General features: G+C 39.0%; 13 protein-coding genes. 8 read left to right on the forward strand and 5 right to left on the reverse strand.

What is annotated here, in order from left to right; genetic code table 11:
- Positions 1-31: 31 nt before the first annotated feature.
- On the forward strand, positions 32-175 hold the full coding sequence (locus IC619_RS16730) for a hypothetical protein (protein ID WP_249669728.1): 144 nt from the start codon (positions 32-34) through the stop codon (positions 173-175).
- 274 nt (positions 176-449) lie between these two features.
- Here the strand turns inward: IC619_RS16730 and IC619_RS06355 are convergent, their stop codons facing one another.
- The gene (locus tag IC619_RS06355; RefSeq protein ID WP_191138937.1) at positions 450-1421 is read right to left on the reverse strand and encodes a reverse transcriptase domain-containing protein; all 972 of its coding nucleotides are present in this window, start codon (positions 1419-1421) and stop codon (positions 450-452) included.
- 284 nt (positions 1422-1705) lie between these two features.
- Entirely contained in the window at positions 1706-2623 is a 918-nt protein-coding gene (locus IC619_RS06360; protein WP_191138936.1) for a hypothetical protein, read from the reverse strand.
- Positions 2624-2929: 306 nt separating this feature from the next.
- Between IC619_RS06360 and ccpN the strand changes: the two genes are divergently transcribed.
- The 5 genes from ccpN (at position 2930) to rpoD (ending at position 10658) form a co-directional block, all read left to right on the forward strand.
- Positions 2930-3565: a transcriptional regulator CcpN gene (ccpN, locus tag IC619_RS06365; RefSeq protein WP_191139350.1), complete on the forward strand. Its 636-nt coding sequence runs from the start codon at positions 2930-2932 to the stop codon at positions 3563-3565.
- A gap of 33 nt (positions 3566-3598) precedes the next feature.
- Positions 3599-4420 carry a pyruvate, water dikinase regulatory protein gene (locus tag IC619_RS06370; protein WP_191138935.1) on the forward strand — a complete coding sequence of 274 codons (822 nt, stop codon included), beginning with the start codon at positions 3599-3601 and terminating at the stop codon, positions 4418-4420.
- Positions 4421-4425: 5 nt separating this feature from the next.
- The gene (ppdK, locus tag IC619_RS06375; RefSeq protein ID WP_191139349.1) at positions 4426-7068 is read left to right on the forward strand and encodes a pyruvate, phosphate dikinase; all 2643 of its coding nucleotides are present in this window, start codon (positions 4426-4428) and stop codon (positions 7066-7068) included.
- 622 nt (positions 7069-7690) lie between these two features.
- Positions 7691-9520: a DNA primase gene (dnaG, locus tag IC619_RS06380; RefSeq protein ID WP_191138934.1), complete on the forward strand. Its 1830-nt coding sequence runs from the start codon at positions 7691-7693 to the stop codon at positions 9518-9520.
- A 10-nt stretch (positions 9521-9530) separates the two neighbouring features.
- Positions 9531-10658, forward strand: coding sequence for an RNA polymerase sigma factor RpoD (rpoD, locus tag IC619_RS06385; protein WP_430624095.1), 1128 nt, complete (start codon positions 9531-9533; stop codon positions 10656-10658).
- 96 nt (positions 10659-10754) lie between these two features.
- Here the strand turns inward: rpoD and IC619_RS06390 are convergent, their stop codons facing one another.
- From IC619_RS06390 to IC619_RS06400, 3 genes are all read right to left on the reverse strand, one after another.
- Positions 10755-13580: a 1,4-alpha-glucan branching protein domain-containing protein gene (locus IC619_RS06390; RefSeq protein ID WP_191138932.1), complete on the reverse strand. Its 2826-nt coding sequence runs from the start codon at positions 13578-13580 to the stop codon at positions 10755-10757.
- 55 nt (positions 13581-13635) lie between these two features.
- Positions 13636-15084, reverse strand: a complete 1449-nt coding sequence (locus IC619_RS06395; protein ID WP_191138931.1) for a right-handed parallel beta-helix repeat-containing protein — start codon at positions 15082-15084, stop codon at positions 13636-13638.
- A 67-nt stretch (positions 15085-15151) separates the two neighbouring features.
- Entirely contained in the window at positions 15152-15475 is a 324-nt protein-coding gene (locus IC619_RS06400; RefSeq protein WP_191138930.1) for a hypothetical protein, read from the reverse strand.
- Positions 15476-15738: 263 nt separating this feature from the next.
- Here IC619_RS06400 and IC619_RS06405 point away from each other — a divergent pair, with 263 nt between their 5' ends.
- On the forward strand, positions 15739-16878 hold the full coding sequence (locus tag IC619_RS06405) for an acyl-CoA dehydrogenase family protein (protein ID WP_191138929.1): 1140 nt from the start codon (positions 15739-15741) through the stop codon (positions 16876-16878).
- Between the two features lie 126 nt (positions 16879-17004).
- Positions 17005-18120 (forward strand): 4-hydroxyphenylpyruvate dioxygenase, encoded by a 1116-nt coding sequence (gene hppD / locus IC619_RS06410; RefSeq protein WP_191138928.1) that lies wholly within the window; start codon positions 17005-17007, stop codon positions 18118-18120.
- Positions 18121-18161: the final 41 nt, after the last annotated feature.

An 18161-nucleotide genomic window follows, 5' to 3' on the forward strand; every position in this document is an offset into this window, starting at 1 on the left:
ATTTTTACTTATTCATAAAGGAGAAGATAAGATGTTTGTCCTACCTGTGGATGCAGAGATAAACCTACAACTGGTTGCCTTAAAAGATCGGGAGGTGGATCGTGATCGGAGCTATTTACGAGAATGGCTCCAGTGGGTGGATAGAACATTAAGTCTGTCATTCAGATATGGTTAAATCAATTTGCAGAAAATAATGGTTTTCAGGCTGCGATAAATTACTAAGGAGATACGGAATTAACTGGAGCAACAAATCTACTTCTTTAGGGTATTGGCTCGTTTCAGGCTATCAAGGGAAGAGCGACTGCTATATGTGTTGAGATGAACTTCATCGTGTTGAAATTCGTTGCGGGGATAAAAATCACAAAAGCCGCCCGATTCCGGAACGTTTAAATTTTACTTTAGAAGGCATGATTCGTGCAGGTGAGTATTTGAATGAAGAATTTCATAACTTAGCCGTATATGGAATGCCCAGAGAGGAGTGGAGAGCGCGTATATCCAGGTGACGATATTTTCTTTTGAGGTAAAAAGAGATTACGTTTTTTTTGATTCAAGTGGGTAGGAGTAGATTGAAACTTATAGCCTAAAAACTCAAAGGATGTATGCTTATAGTGAGCCGTTCTTCTGTCATCTTTGCAATAAATGATTTTTGTTTTTTCTGTATTTAAATTTAACTGATAACGGTAAAAGTGTTGCTTGATATGGTCGTGCAATTTCTGGGCGTCCGTTTCATGCGGACAGTGAATAATGATATCATCAAGATAGCGTTCGAATGCAAAGTTAGGATGTATTCGCTTCATACGTTGATCAAATAGGTGATGAAGAAAGAGGTTGCCCAGTGTATTTGTCAAAATCAAACCAGTGGGAACACCTTGTTTTCGTCGTAATCGCTCCCCATTAGGCATAAGAAAAGGAACTTGGACAAATCTTTGCATACATTTCTGGAAGGATGGCGCTTTTATGTGAATGGCTAATATATGCTCCAAGAATGTCCAATTTAGACTATCGGCGAAACTTTTAACATCGATACATAATACCCAATTATATCGATTACAGTGAATGGCGGCCATTTTCACCGCATGAATATGCCCCCTTTTTTGAAGCTGATAAGAATGGGGATGGAAATGAGGTGAAACGAATCGGTTCAAGTAATGGAGTAGTGTTCTTTCAGCAATACTATCTCGTACTGTTGTGATCCCAATCATGCGATGGCCACCACTTTTTTTAGGTTTATAGAATACACGCAGGGGTGATGGTTCATAGCTACCTGCATTTATATCATGCCAGATCTGGTATAAATTAGATTCAAGTGAGGATTCAAAATCGGATATCGTTTGTTTATCTATTCCTACTGACTTTTTTCGTGTTCTCACTCTGTCATAAGCAGCACGCACGACATCTTTTGAGACTGAAAATGGTTTCATCTTAAAGATAGCCTCCTAATCTACTGTTAGGACTATCCTATGAAAAAAATGGAAGAAGTGGTTGTACGCTTTTCAGTTGTGTCGCTTAGGCAAAACACACCAGGAATCATAAAAAATCATGTGAATCGACGTGGTTGTCCGCTTCTGCGAATGCTTATGATGTTAAAAATCCGCAAAAAATCGATAGAAAATTCCTATTACCTGCATAAAATAGTTAGCATATAAAAAGAAAGTATTCGACTGCCCACAAGAGAGCGTAGTCGAATACGCATTAAAAAAGCGAGTTAGCTTTTCTTTAAAAAATGAATCATATCAAGTTGTTGTTTTAAATTTTGCGGATGTGTTCCACTATGGAGTGCGATCGGAATAGTGGGATTTACGCACTCTGCAAAATCGATGATTTCACTGTATCGCTCTTGTGGAAAAGGAATATGAGTTGTAGTTGGTGTATCACCAAAGCTTACGGCATATGAGAGTTGTATGAGTCCGATATGATCTTCAATTTGGTGATAAAAGTCAATCCAATTTTTTGTCGAATTTAAGATTTCTTTTTCGGTAGCACCAGCAAACATACTACGTGAACGATGCATATAAGTTAAAACGTGTGAGGTAATACGGGCATGCGCAGTATCAAAGCAAATCTTCACTCCGGTTGCTTCCGCAATTTGTATTAAATGGCGTGGTGTACGTAAAGCAGGGTGAATAAATGCTTGTCCCGGTTCAAAATAAGTCATCCCACCTATAGCCGCATTTTCAATTAAAAGGGTGAGTTCGTATTGCTTTGCTAATTGTTGAAGCTGTGATAACTGCGTAATCATGTTTTCCACATAGTGCGTTTTAAAGTCGTGTAAAGCATTAAAATCACTTGCATGGTCATCTAAGTATTCAAAGATCGAGCCCAGTGCAACCTGTTGTCCATGCAGAATGATAAAACGATGATTGTCATTAAAAGTAGGAGAAATACATGCAAACCACTTCTTCCACTCTGCTTCTGTAGGTTTGCTTCCTAGTGCCATAGAAAGAGGCATGCGATAACCAATCGGACGTATCGCGCTTGAGTTAATTAATTGAACCAGCTCGTCTGACGAATACTTTTCATCGGGTAGCTGGATGATTACCTGATTTAGATCTAATTCAGAAGCGTAGTGAAAGTGATGAAAATCAAGCTTCACATATGAAGCAATCGGATTTGAAAATAACATAAGAAAACCTCCAATGATCAATTCATAATTCATGTAGTGGACACGACATAAAATAAACATGAAACACGTTTAAAAGCATACAACGATATTTTAGCTGATGGCAACACCCAGAGACGATTCGTCGTTTCGATTAACTAAAATACACAACGGCCAAATGGAAAAATCATGAACATAAACAACTGGAACCCCGACGTAATTTATAAAAGGGCAGTGACAAGCACCTTAATATATGGTATATACTATATAGGGTTAAACACAAAAAAAGTATGTCACATATAGCATGAAGTTTTGGGTCTTAGGAGGTGCATTCAGATCGAGTTATCAAAGCGCCAAGAAAAAATACTAGAAATTGTCAAGGCTGGAGGTCCCATAACGGGGGAGCAAATCGCTGAAAAGCTCCAACTGACAAGAGCAACATTACGTCCTGACTTAGCCATACTTACGATGGCAGGTTTACTCGATGCACGTCCACGTGTAGGTTATTTTTATTCAGGCAAGACGGCCAACCAATTACTGGGCGAACACATACGTAATTTATTTGTAAAGGACTATAAATCACGCCCGATCATCGTAAAAGAAAATTCATCCGTCTATGATGCGATATGTACTTTATTTCTAGAAGATGTGGGGTCGCTTTTTGTAACGAAAGAGTCCAGCCAATTATTAGGTGTTGTATCTAGGAAAGATTTATTACAGGTCTCGATGGGAAATAACGACTTATCAGCTATGCCCGTCGGTGTGATGATGACACGGATGCCTAATATTATAACAGTTAAAGAAGAAGATACACTTTACTACGCAGCAAGTCAAATGATGCGTCATCAAGTAGACTCACTACCTGTGATTCGACCTGCTCAAGATGGAGAGATAGACGTTGAAATCGTGGGTAGAATCAGTAAGACAACGATTGTGAAAGCATTTGTGGAAATTGGACAACCTTGAGGAAAAAGGAGGGGCGGGGATTTCCCCATACCTATGAGCGGTGATTTACCAGTAGTTTACGTCATATCAGATTCGGTAGGAGAGACAGCCGAGTTCGTCGTGAAAGCGGCTTCTAGCCAATTTAATGGACATAGTGATAGCATTGATATTCGCCGTGTACCTTACGTTACAGATCAAGATATACTAATTGAAACGGTGCAAGCTGCAAAAGAAGAGAAGGCTTTAATTGCTTTCACCTTAGTTGTACCACAACTACAACAAAAACTCGTGGAAGAGGCTAGACGAAAAGGGGTTCCATACGTAGATATCATGGAGCCGATGATTAATGGACTATCTCATTTATTTCAAATGAAACCGAAGCGTGAGCCGGGCTTACTTCACAAGTTGGATGAAGATTACTTCCGCAAAGTTGAAGCGATTGAATACGCAGTAAAATACGATGATGGAAAGGATCCGCGCGGTTTATTAAGCGCAGATGTCGTATTAATCGGTGTGTCACGAACCTCCAAAACGCCTTTATCCATGTACTTAGCTCACAAACGTTTGAAGGTAGCCAATGTACCGATCGTACCAGAAGTAGATCCACCAGATGAACTCTTTATGATTCCAGCGAATCGATGTGTAGGGCTTACTATTGATCCGAATCAATTAAATAACATCAGACGAGAGAGACTAAAATCATTAGGGTTAGCCTCCGGAGCCAATTATGCAAACTTGGAGCGTATTTTGCTTGAATTGGAATATGCAGAGAAGGTGATCCGAAAAGTCGGATGCCCACGCATTGATGTTTCCAACAAAGCTGTGGAGGAAACTGCAAATATCATTCTAGATATGCTGAAAAAAGGGGAGTCCTAGAAATGATAAATAAAATGGTTTTTGCGTTTCATGAGGGAAATAAAGATATGAAAGACATTCTAGGAGGAAAGGGAGCGAATCTAGCTGAAATGACGAATGTTGGATTACCTGTACCTCCTGGCTTTACAATTACAACAGCTGCGTGTAAGCAGTTTTTTGCTGAAGGTGAAAAAATTACAGCGCCAATACAATCACAAATAGAAGAGGCCATCAAAGCATTAGAACTCAAAACGCAGAAAACACTAGGAGACCCTGCCAATCCATTATTGCTATCCGTGCGATCTGGCTCTGTCTTTTCGATGCCAGGCATGATGGATACGATCTTAAATTTAGGGTTAAATGATGATACTGCGGCCGGACTTATACGTCTATCGGGTGATGAGCGATTTGTGTTAGATAGCTATCGTCGTTTTATACAAATGTTTAGTGATGTCGTTTTAGGCATTGAGCATTATCATTTTGAAAGTATTATTCAACGTCAAAAGCAAGCGAAAGGGATTCAAAATGATATCGAAATGACTGCTGCAGACTGGAGATTGGTAGTAGAAGCTTTTAAAAAATTAGTTTTGTCGAAAACAAAAGAGCCATTTCCACAAGATCCGAAGATGCAATTACAGAAAGCGATCATAGCCGTCTTCTCTTCTTGGAATAACCAAAGAGCGAAAGTATACCGTAAGATTAACAGAATATCAGATGATTTAGGGACGGCTGTTAATATTCAAATGATGGTATTTGGGAACTTAGGAAATGATTCGGGAACTGGCGTCGCCTTTACACGTAATCCGTCTACTGGTGAAAAAAAGTTATACGGAGAATACTTGATTAATGCGCAAGGTGAAGATGTTGTAGCAGGGATACGCACACCGCAAGCGATAAATCAACTGCAAGAACAAATGCCACATATCTACCAAGAATTTATTCAGATTTCATCCCGCTTGGAAAATCATTATCGTGACATGCAAGATATTGAGTTTACAGTCGAAAAAGGGAAGCTATACATCTTACAAACACGTAATGGAAAAAGAACCGCACAAGCAGGTGTGAAAATCGCCGTTAATATGGTGGAAGAAGGCATTCTTTCACGTGAAGACGCGATAAAGCGAATCGATCCTGATCAGTTGGATCAGTTACTTCATCGAAGAATTGACACCAATGTTTCGCTCACTGTTTTGGCTAAAGGTCTTCCTGCTTCACCAGGTGCAGCCTCTGGTAAAATTGTGTTTCACGCAGATGATGCTGAAAAATGGAGTCAAGCGGGTGTAGATGTGATCTTGGTTCGCCCTGAAACGACTCCTGAAGACATACATGGTATTTTGGCTGCACAAGGCATTTTGACGAGTCGTGGTGGCATGACAAGTCACGCCGCTGTAGTGGCTAGAGGGATGGGAAAAGCTTGTATTTGTGGCTGTGAAGAGCTGAAAATAGATTTAAAAAAGAAAGAAATACAAGTTCAAAACCAGCTACTTAAAGAAGGCGATTTAATATCTATTGATGGGAGTACAGGTCGTGTAATCACAGGTCAAGTACCGCTGATGGACCCTGAATTATCAATCGAATTTAAGCAACTGTTAGAATGGGCAGATGAGCTTCGCACTTTAAAAATCCGAACAAATGCAGATAATCCGGAGGATTCAAAAAAGGCTAGAGAATTTGGAGCTGAAGGGATTGGGCTATGCCGTACAGAACATATGTTTATGGAAGCAAAGCGTATTCCGATTGTACAACAAATGATATTAGCTGAATCGCTTGAAGAGCGTAAGCTTTCACTCAATCAATTATTGCCAATGCAAACAGAAGATTTTAAAGGTATTTTTCATGCGATGAATGGTTTACCCGTAACGATTCGTTTATTAGACCCTCCACTCCATGAATTTTTGCCCAATATGGATGAACTGCTCATTGAAGTGACGAAATTAAACATGGCGCAAGATGTAGATGAGAAACTCCGAGCAGAGAAGGAAACCTTATTAAGAAAAGTGAAGGCACTACATGAAATGAACCCCATGCTTGGACACCGTGGCTGTAGACTTGGCTTAATGTACCCAGAAATATATCAGATGCAAGTCGAAGCCATTTTTATGGCGGCACGAGAGGTCATTGCCTCGGGTGTAGAAGTACAGCCAGAGATCATGATTCCTTTAGTCGGTCATGTTAATGAATTGGCACAGATGAAGCAGCTTGTAGTCGATATTGCCAATAAAATGCAGCAGAAGTCAGACATTCCGGTCTCGTATACAGTAGGAACCATGATTGAATTACCAAGAGCTGCACTTACCGCTGATCAGATTGCAAATGAAGCCGACTTCTTCTCATTTGGCACAAATGATTTAACACAGACAACTTTTGGATATAGTCGTGATGATGCGGAAGGGAAATTTTTACACGCCTATGTTGATCAAAAAATATTATCTGACAACCCATTCATTACAATTGATGTAGAGGGCGTAGGTGCTCTTGTGCAAATGGGAGTGGAGAAAGGACAACAAACGAAACCACATTTAAAAACGGGAATATGTGGTGAACATGGAGGCGAAAAACGATCCATTCAGTTTTGTCATCAAATTGGTCTGGATTATGTAAGTTGTTCTCCGTTCCGTGTCCCGATCGCAAGATTAGCAGCAGCGCAAGCAGCCATAGCGAGTAACTAACTAGGATAACTAGACATTTAATACACACTAGTGATAGTATATAGTTATATAGAAATAGGATAATAATAGATATAGATAGGACGATTTAGAAGCAGTCATAGATAGAAATTCGGCGAAGGTATAATGTCATACGTATATGAGATGACATTGTTCCTTCGTTTTTTGGCGATCTGATGAGTCTCAATTACATAGTGTAAGTAATTGAAGTATGGATTAAGAGCCGCTTTTAGTGTAATCAGGTGAATGGATGCATCAGATGGAAATGGATTATCACTACTGAATTTCAGAAGGAGAACCTATTTTTATGTAGAATAGGAGGGTATGATGTTTTAGTAGATTGTACAGCGTTTCTTCAAGATATAGGGATTTATAGACATCCTAAAAACGAGGATACGTGCAAATTGACGCTACCGATCTGGCACCAAGCATGAATAAACCGTATCCAGTGTATAATGAAATATGTAAACTTCCCCAATACGACGAATGAACACGTAAACAAGCAAGCAGGTTCTGATGAAAATATTACCATTTTTAAAGGGGAGGATTTTCATTGTTTATGTAGAATATCTATTGGGTTGTCTCCATGAATAGACATTTTTATTAGATAGAAAGCTGTGGTTTTATGGGTGCGAGAATATCAGATGAGATAATGGATCAAATTAGAAACCACTTTGATATTGTTGATGTAGTGGGACAAGTGGTTCAGTTGAAGAAAAGCGGAAAAAACTTCTTTGGCCTGTGCCCTTTTCATGCGGAGAATACGCCTTCATTCACTGTATCTCCAGAAAAACAGATCTATCACTGTTTTGGCTGTAAAGCAGGTGGTGACACGATTAAGTTTGTGATGGATACAGAACAAATGTCATTTATCGAAGCGATTCGTCACCTAGCTGATCAGGCGGGCATTATCTTACCCGATCAAGAGAGTAAGCGTTATAGTCCAGAAGACGATTTAAGGAATAAAATGCGTGAAGCGCTTGAGCTCTCTGCTAAGTTATTTCATCATGTTCTCCTACAGACAGATTATGGGCAACATGCACGTCACTACTTGGAAAAGCGTAAAATTACGATTGAAGCAATCCGTGAATTCCAGATTGGCTTTGCTCCATCCTCTTATGATTTTTTATTATCTTTCTTGAAGGGAAGACAAATGAATGAGGAAGTGATGGAAAAAGCAGGTTTGATTGTGAAAAAAGAAACACAATCACGGCATCGATACTTTGATCGTTTTCGTGGTCGAATTATGTTTCCACTTCATGATGCTCAAGGCCGTATCGTTGGCTTTGGCGGAAGGCTAATCGACTCTGGACAACCTAAATATCTTAATAGCCCTGAAACTGTATTATTTCACAAAAGCAATCATTTGTTTAATATTCATCGAGCTCGTCCATTTATACGTAAAGACGATCAAGTCATCTTATTTGAAGGGTACATGGATGTTATCTCTGCATGGCAAGCTGGAATTCGAACTTCAATTGCAACACAAGGAACATCATTAACTTCTGATCACATCAAGGTGATCAAGCGAAACACGAAAAACGTATATCTTTGTTTTGATTCAGATCATGCAGGACGAACTGCGTCGGATCGTGGGATTGAGTTACTAAAAAATGAGTCTTGTACGGTAAAAGTTGCTTCAGTACCGGTTGATATGGATCCGGACGATTATATACGTCGTTTTGGAGCAACGTCTTTTAGGGAAGAAATATTAGGAGGAGCGCTTTCTGTTACAGCGTATCAATTAGAAACGCTAAAGAAAAATTACGCACTCGAAGACTCAGATGATCGCATGCAATATCTAAATGAGGCTATCACGATTATTAGTGAGTTACCTGTAGCAATTGAGCAAGATCATTATATTAGAAAGTTATCTGAGGAATTTCGTATTTCATTAGATGCGATGAAAGAAGAATTAAGAAAGAAAAAGAAACAGAAGCATATAAAAAGGGATAAACATACGGCTCGGTGGAATAATGGTTATCAAGAGGGAAGCAAACACACGCTCGGAATAGCGAAAACGATTACAGTTACTGAGAAATCGGAACGGCTACTTATTGCTTATATGATGCGCGATAGATCCATTATTCAATGGGTAAGAGATGAAATAGGCGCAGATTTTAATACCGATCTTTACGCGGCTCTAGCTGCATATCTTTATTACTACTGTGAAGAAAACGACAATGAGATGGACACAGGTCGTTTTATTAGTTCGCTCTCTGATCCTGCTTTAATACCCGTCGCAACAGAATTAGCCATGCTAGAACTGCCAGCGGAGCCTTCTGCAGAAGCACTTACGGACTATGTTCGGCATATCCGAAATTATCCTCTTTTACAAGAGATTGAAATGAAAGAGAAACAAATTGAACAATTATCGCGTGCTGATGAACCTGTGAAAGCGGCTAAGTTGTCTGTAGAAATTACGCAACTTAGAAAGAAAATAAAAATGGGGTAGCGTCTTACACATGTTCATCAGAAAGGAGGAAATAACGTTGGCGAACGAACAAACCGAATTAGATCTCACACTTGATCAGGTAAAAGCTCAACTAGTAGAAGCTGGTAAAAAACAAGGGGTACTCACATATAAGACAATCATGGAGAAGCTTTCTCCATATGATCAAGACACACAGCATATTGATGAGTTTTTTGAGTTTCTCGGAGATCAAGGGATTGAAATATTGAATGAAGAAGACGAGTTTAACCCGAATACAGCTGAATCGGGAGATGAATATTTACACGATGATTTAAGTGTACCACCTGGTGTGAAAATTAATGACCCTGTTCGAATGTACTTAAAAGAGATAGGTCGTGTTCCACTCCTATCAGCAGCAGATGAAGTAGCGTTAGCAAAGCGGATTGAAGAAGGCGATGATGAGGCTAAGAGGCAGTTAGCTGAAGCAAACTTAAGATTAGTGGTAAGTATTGCAAAAAGGTATGTAGGTAGAGGGATGCAATTTTTAGACCTCATCCAAGAGGGGAACATGGGGCTGATCAAGGCAGTAGAAAAGTTCGACTACCAGAAGGGCTATAAGTTCAGTACTTATGCAACTTGGTGGATCAGACAGGCGATTACGCGTGCGATTGCAGATCAAGCCCGTACGATTCGTATTCCCGTGCATATGGTCGAGACGATCAATAAACTTATTCGGGTTTCTAGACAGCTACTGCAAGAACTAGGTAGAGAGCCTGCACCAGAAGAAATTGGTGAGGAGATGGGTATCTCCCCTGAAAAAGTACGTGAAATTATGAAGATCGCACAAGAGCCTGTATCACTCGAAACCCCCATTGGTGAAGAAGATGACTCTCATTTAGGCGATTTTATCCCGGATGATGATGCACAAGCACCGGCTGACGCTGCAGCTTATGAGTTATTGAAAGAGCAACTTAAGGATGTGTTAGATACATTATCTGAGCGTGAAGAAAATGTGTTACGTCTTCGGTTTGGCTTAGATGACGGACGCACACGTACACTAGAAGAGGTAGGTAAGGTATTCGGTGTTACACGTGAACGTATACGTCAGATTGAAGCAAAGGCATTGCGTAAGTTACGTCATCCAAGCCGCAGTAAGCGTTTAAAAGATTTCTTAGAGTAATCATTTTTAGCGCCTCCATTTTGGAGGTGCTTTTATTTTGATTTGTTGAGTTAATTTTATCCCTTTTTGATACGAATAGCAAATCGAGGAGTGCGTTCACTCTATTTGCCCAATTTGTGAGGGGGACTTATGCTGGAGACTTTCATAAAGTTTTTTGGTTTGCTCGCTATTCTTACTCCAGCTATATTGGTTAAGGGTACGATAAGCATTTTGGGTCAATTTTTTTACATGTGCGGGATTTTCTAAAATCCAATTGACTTGGTCACTAAGTGATTTGCTATGACAATTCATCATGGTTAAACCATTTTCTTTATGTTGGACGATTTCAGCTAATCCCCCAACGCTTGAAACAATTAATGGGAGTTTGTAAGACATTGCCTCTAAAGCGACGAGTCCAAAAGGCTCACTTAAGCTCGGAATCACACATATGTCTGACATACGATAAAACATATTGCGCTGGTCGTCTGCAACAAAGCCTGTAAAAATGACATTTTTTTGTATATTCAAATGTTTGATCTTACTTTCTAAAAATGACTTTTCACTGCCTTCACCTGCTATAATCAGTTTGATATGAGGTTGTTTTTTTAGAATAGTGGGTATCGCTTCGATTAAAATGTGAACGCCTTTTTCATAAACCAAACGACCTACGAACAAGAGTATCTTCTCTTCAGGCTTTGCGTATTTTAATCTCAAGTCGCTTACTTTATCATTTTCACTGGAAGTAGGGGGTGGTGGGATTTCAATGCCGTTGGCAATAACGCTTGTTTTATTACATGCGATCGGAAACAATTCGCATACTGTATTTTTCATAAATTGACTACAAGTGATGATTTGATCTGATATGGTGACTAACTTTTGATCACCACGATGTGCGATGGTTCCAAAGGATGCTTGATCATTTTGATAACGAACATATTCTAAACCATGTATGGTAGAAATGAGTGGAAATTGATATCTTTTTTTTAAGGCTTCAGCTACAAATACAACCAACCAGTCGTGGGCGTGGACAATATCGACTTTTAAGCCATGATTTAATAAAAATTCTACTTTTTGAAAGAGGGAAGTATTCATCTGAAATACCCAATCAAAAAAACTTTGACTACTACTTTTTGGCTTAGGACGAAGCGGCTTTACACGGTGGATGTGTATGCCATTTAGTCTTTCATCGCTTGCATCTCGATCAAATGCACAAGTGATAATGTGCACTTCGACGTTTTGTTTTACAAGCTGCATAGACAATTCATATACAGCTCTGGAAATGCCACCAATTGTAAATGGTGGAAATTCCCAACTTAAGATGATAACGCTCAGGGAGGTGTTTGTTTGATTTTGTATACTTCTGGAAGAGGGCGCATGGAAATGATTCAAGTTAAGAGTAGGAAAGATAGGAAATTGGTTCTCATAATTGGTGAGTTGCTCTTCCGAAATCATTTGAGATTGCATCATTTTGGATAAATCATAAAAGCGCTTCAAATGGAATCGTGTCTTATGAATAGCACTTTGGGACATTTGTTTCCCAGTCATAATAAACGCCCAATCACTTGCTTGTGCTAACATTAACTCTCGACCTAGTTGTTGTAGTAAGCGTTTTGTTAATTTATCGGGATGATCATGCTTTTTTAATAGCGCTACATATTTTCGTTCAGCTGTGTGTAATAATGGATAAATCCAATCATTTTTTTTATTCACCCATACGTGACTATATCCACCAAGCCCCCAACTACAAGTGGAGAGTTGTGCTTGCTCATTTTGCGGATGTTTATCTAAATATTCAGTCGGATTTATGGATTCAATCTCATTATTTTCGGATAGATTTCTTAATAATTGTTCAAGAAATGTGGGTCCTTCATACCACCAATGTCCAAATAATTCAGCATCAAACAAAACGGTAATGAGGGGCTGTCTCTTGTCCGACATTTTCACTTTTGAAGTTAATTGTGTTAGATATGAGACATAATCTGTTGCGTGTTCGCTCGCTTGATGTAGGGCACGCTCAGGTTGATAATATTTTTTGTGTACCGTTTTTCCAGTGATCTGAAAATATTTAAACCCGGTATCTGTACGTACTCCTGTAGGGTGAATATAGGGCAATATATACTGGTAATCGAGATCATAGCCAATATCACGATAAAAATCACGATAATTATAGTCGCCTGGATAGCCATATTCAGAGCACCAAATGCGTTGAGATGCTTGACGGTGTCTACCGAAGGCATGAACGCCATGAGTGGTTCTTATTGGCGCATAAACATTGTTTTTTGGTTGGGGATTGGCATTTTGTAGTCCATGGCTATCTAACAAAAAATATTGGATATTCACTTGTTTAAGGATAGAATCAATTTCAGGTGTGTAAGCACATTCTGGCAACATAAAACCTTTGGGATTGGCTTGAAACATTTGCTGATAGGTTTCAATACCTGTATAAATTTGTGCTTGCTTCAACTCATACGTGTCGATATGGGGTAAGTATGCGTGTGAGGCGGCACAAACAATCCATTCAACTTGTGGGTGTTTATGAAGATTTTTGAGTACTGTTGTTAAGTTATAATGATATTGTTCTAAATAAGAGCGTATGGACCGTAAGCGTTTTTCGTACATCGTAGCGAGAACATACTCTTCTTTGTGAATCTTCTCCGTTCTTCTCTGTTCGGACTGAGCTAGTCGAATGGCTTGTGCGATGAAGCTTTCACATCTGGCTTGAATCAAGGGATCCGCAAGTAATGTTAGTAGCGTGGGTGACCAAGATATCGTAATTCTAAATTTAACATGATCATTTATCATAGATTCAAGGGCTAATAGCTGTGGCACATAAGACCATATTATAGCTTGATATAGCCAACGTTCTTCAAAGGTGTCATCTTGATCATGTCGCACATATGGCATATGCGCCGTAAGGGCTAATGAAAAATATCCATGAGGCATATGGGATTTCCCTCCTTTTCATCGTAATGATTGTGTATCAAATCATCAGGTAATATTATATTTCGCCACTTATATCATCAGTGCGGTAAGGTGATTCAACTCGATTTGAAAATAAAAGTGGAAAAAACTGATTATGTGCATAATAACCCCATTCACATTGATATTGCGTATTAGGCCTGATGCAACTTAAGTAAGCAGAGCTATGGTCGTGAGGAAAGGGGCAGGATAGGGGGGGCATATCTGGATTCATCAGATTGTGTAGTTGAATCCCTTTTTCGATCTTTTCATAAGGTTTTTCAAGATAGGATGATATCATGTCCTTTAATGTAGGATGAATTTGAACATATATAAATGCTTTATTTGGGTGTTGAATCATCATACGAATGACACTATCATAATCATGCTCGAGCGGAATAAGTTGTTTGGTAGACAGATGCTCAAAATCGTTTAGGTAGCCTTCTAATTGCTGGAGTAGATTGTCAAAGTGATCGCCACCATGTGCGGTTCGAAAGGATTGATTTCCCCATATCTGTGTTAAAAAATGATGGGGATTCATTACACTTGCTTCAAAGTGAATCTGACCTTCATGATGATTCATAATATTATTCGCGAATGAATCGGATGTTAAGCATAAGGGCCCGACGGTGTTTATATCATTGTTTTTTGCATTTTGTCGCAATAGTAATCCAAAATCCTCATTTTCGATAAGTTGGTTATCTTCAATCTGATTATTGGTCGAAGAATCAATCACAATACCTGAATCCATATTTTTCGTCAGTATATTCTTCTTGAACTGATTATGAGAAGAAAAATATAGTTGAATACCAGCGGAATCATTGTGGGCTATTTTATTATGCGCAAAATAATTGTGATTAGAACATAATTGGTCAATACCTTCATCCTTATTTCCTATAATTTGATTATATTTAAATTGATTCGAATCGGCATAATACAAAAAAATACCATCATTATAATTACTCAATATTTGATTGTGGTTAGATTGATTGGAACTTGCATAGCGATAGATCACCCCATGATCTGTATTCCGCATAATGGTATTTCGCTGAAGTTTGTTTATATGAGCGTGTGTCAGTGAAATGCCTGCTCCGGTATTCGATAGGATTTCATTTTTCGAAATTCGATTTTCATTTGCTTGGTTGAGTGTGATCCCGGTCTCATTCTCTAGTAAGCGGTTTTTTCGAATTAAATTCTGGCGTGATTTTCTAATCATAAATGCACTTTTACCAAATCGCATCACTGTAAAGCCGTTTATGACTACATTTTTCACATGATCAAGTGTGAAACCACTGGCATCTGCATTTAGCGTTTTTCCATGGAGGATGGGATTTCTAATCCCAATAATTTTTATGTGATCTGTTGTAATATGGACAGATTCAAAATATGGACTGCCCTCCAATTCGACAAAGATCGTATCACCGGGGTTGGCCGCATCTACGGCTGCTTGGATCGTTGAGTAATCTGTAGGTACTTTAATGTTCAACAACTTTTTCACCTCCATATAAATAAGATATGGATAACCAAGCGTGTTGATTTGCATGGTTTCACCATGATTAGTCGGAAAGTTTGATCCATTTCTTTGTGCCATATGAGGAAGTGGATTTAATTAATGTTAAGACCCCCACATTTAAATCTACTTCTAACTGTAATTCGCGCAGCGGTATTAAGTGGGAATGATACGGGATATCAATCCAATACCCTTTTAAAGTATTGGAATCTGAGAAATACAAACCGCAAAATGCATTTAAAAAGATGGGTGGTATTGTGCTTCTAGAGATCCAAATGACTTGACTTTCTGTAGGGGATAATTGTTTTTCCTGAATCAATGTAATGGATTGGTCGTTTTCACCTTTCCACATACCAGCTAAATCAACCACACAAATTCAGTCCCTTCTCAAATATAGATCAAGTGTCATCTTACGAGGTGGGTTTTAATTAGATGGAATTCCAAGAGGCTTTTATTTATCTATACGTACGTCAATTGCAATGGAAACGGTGTTTGTCTATTGAAAATTAACATTTCAAGCAGGTGGAACCAATAACTTATATGCATCTAATCAAGAATAAAGATTGTATTATGATCATTTGCATTATTATAATATAGATGAAAACGTTTGCAAAAAAGAAGGGGGAGCACAATGTGAATTTTGAACTGACAGCTGAGCAAAAAATGATACGAAAAATGATGCGTGACTTTGCAGAGGGAGAAGTAGCACCTGGTGCAGATGAGAGAGATCGAACCAAAAAGTTTCCACTTTCGATTTTTAAAAAAATGGCAGACTTAAATTTAATGGGGCTCCCTTTTCCGGAAGAATATGGTGGTGGAGGAGCTGATGCGGTTTGTTTCGCTATAGCAGTGGAAGAACTGAGTCGCGTGTGTGCCTCTACCGGAATCACCTATTCAGCTCATATTTCACTTGGGGGTGCCCCGCTCCATTTATTCGGTACTAAACAGCAAAAAGAAAAATATCTAACGGCAATATGTAGGGGGGAGTCACTAGGCGCATTTGGGTTAACAGAACCGAATGCGGGATCAGATGCAGGGGGGACACAAACAAAAGCAATTAAAAAAGAAGACAAGTGGGTGCTTAATGGATCCAAATGTTTTATTACAAATGCCAGTTATGCGAACTTTTTAGCTTTGACAGCAGTTACAAATCAGGTGGGCAATCAAAAAGAAATAACGGCCTTTATTGTCCCGACCACGACACCTGGTTTTCTAGTGATTGATCAATACGAAAAATTGGGACTCCATAGTTCCAATACTACGGAATTAATATTGGAAAATGTAGAAGTAGATGGAGATGCGATCTTAGGTGAGATCGGTAAAGGTTTCAATCAATTTTTGGTTACTTTAGATGGCGGTAGAATTGGCATTGGGGCAATGGCAGTTGGGATTGCACAAGGTGCGTACGAACAAGCACTACGTTATGCGCAAGAACGGATTCAGTTTGGGCAGTCGCTATCAAAATTTCAGGCGATTAGTCATATGTTAGCTGATATGCATATGCAAATTGAATTGGCTCGAACTATGGTATACAAAGCTGCTTGGCTTAAAGATCAAAATAAAAAGTATACAAAGGAAGCTTCAATGTGTAAGCTATTTGCTTCAGAGATGGCGATGAGAGTGTGTGATAAAGCGGTTCAAATCCACGGTGGTTGGGGGTATATGCGGGATTTTAAAGTGGAGCGGTTTTTACGTGATGTAAAGTTGACAGAAATTGGGGAGGGGACTTCTGAGATCCAACGGAACATTATTGCGCGTGAAATTGGTTGCTAATCAAATAAATAGCAAAATATTCGTTTCATTGCATAAAAGCATATATGTGTTAATATACATTCTTGCCGCTCTTTTTTGAATTATGTACGCTAAAGATAAATAAGGTTTTGGAAAGGGGAATAATTAATGCAAAATGAGACAAAGCCAGTATCACTCGAACAAGATTTTTTTCCTGTGCAGGAAGTAGATTACCTAGAGTATTATAGTGGCAATGCGAAGCAAGCTGCGCATTACTACTGTACCTTATTTGGATTTAAGCCGGTTGCTTATCAAGGATTGGAGACAGGGAACCGAGACCAAGTCTCTTATCTCATTGAACAAGGAAAAATACGCTTGTTAATTAGTGGGGCTTATCACCCCGAGCATGAAATCACGCAATTTACCAAAAAACATGGTGATGGCATTAAAGATATCGCATTACGTGTCAAAGATGTGGAGCAATCTTATCAAGAAGCGGTAAGTAGAGGTGCAATCGAAATATCTAAACCACAAACGTTCTCTGATGAACATGGTTTCATTAAAAAAGCACAAATTGGCACATATGGTGATACCGTTCATACATTAATTGAAAAAAGGGAATACCAGGGTTGTTTTGCGCCTGGGTTTAAACCACTCAATTGGGAGTTTCCAGTACCTAAAACAGGTTTGACTGGCATCGACCATGTGGTAGGAAATGTTGAAAATATGCAAGAGTGGGTATCTTATTATGAAAAAGTAATGGGTTTTAAAGAACTCATTCACTTTGACGATAAAGACATCAGCACAGAATACTCTGCACTCATGTCTAAGGTGATGCAAAATGGAACAGGTAGAATTAAGTTTCCAATTAATGAACCAGCAGAAGGAAAAAGAAAGTCGCAAATCGAAGAGTATTTACAGTTTTACCAGGGAGCGGGCGTACAACATGTAGCACTTATGACAAGTAATATTGTAAATACAATTGAAGAATTAACGCGTAATGGTGTTGAATTCTTGCAAACACCGGACTCTTATTATGAGGAACTAAAAGCGCGTGTGGGAGAGATTGACGAAGAAATAGAAGATTTGAAGCGACTAAAAATACTAGTTGATCGTGATGATGAGGGCTATTTACTGCAAATCTTCACGAAGCCACTGGTAGATCGACCTACACTCTTCTTTGAAATTATTCAGCGTAAGGGCGCCAGAGGATTTGGTGAAGGGAACTTCAAAGCTCTTTTTGAAGCGATTGAAAGAGAGCAAGAGAAGAGAGGAAACTTGTAGTAAAGGTGTCTGGGATGCGAACTGTTATATTTCCATCTACT

Source organism: Polycladospora coralii (assembly GCF_014773435.2).
GTDB classification, from domain to species: domain Bacteria; phylum Bacillota; class Bacilli; order Thermoactinomycetales; family Thermoactinomycetaceae; genus Polycladospora; species Polycladospora coralii.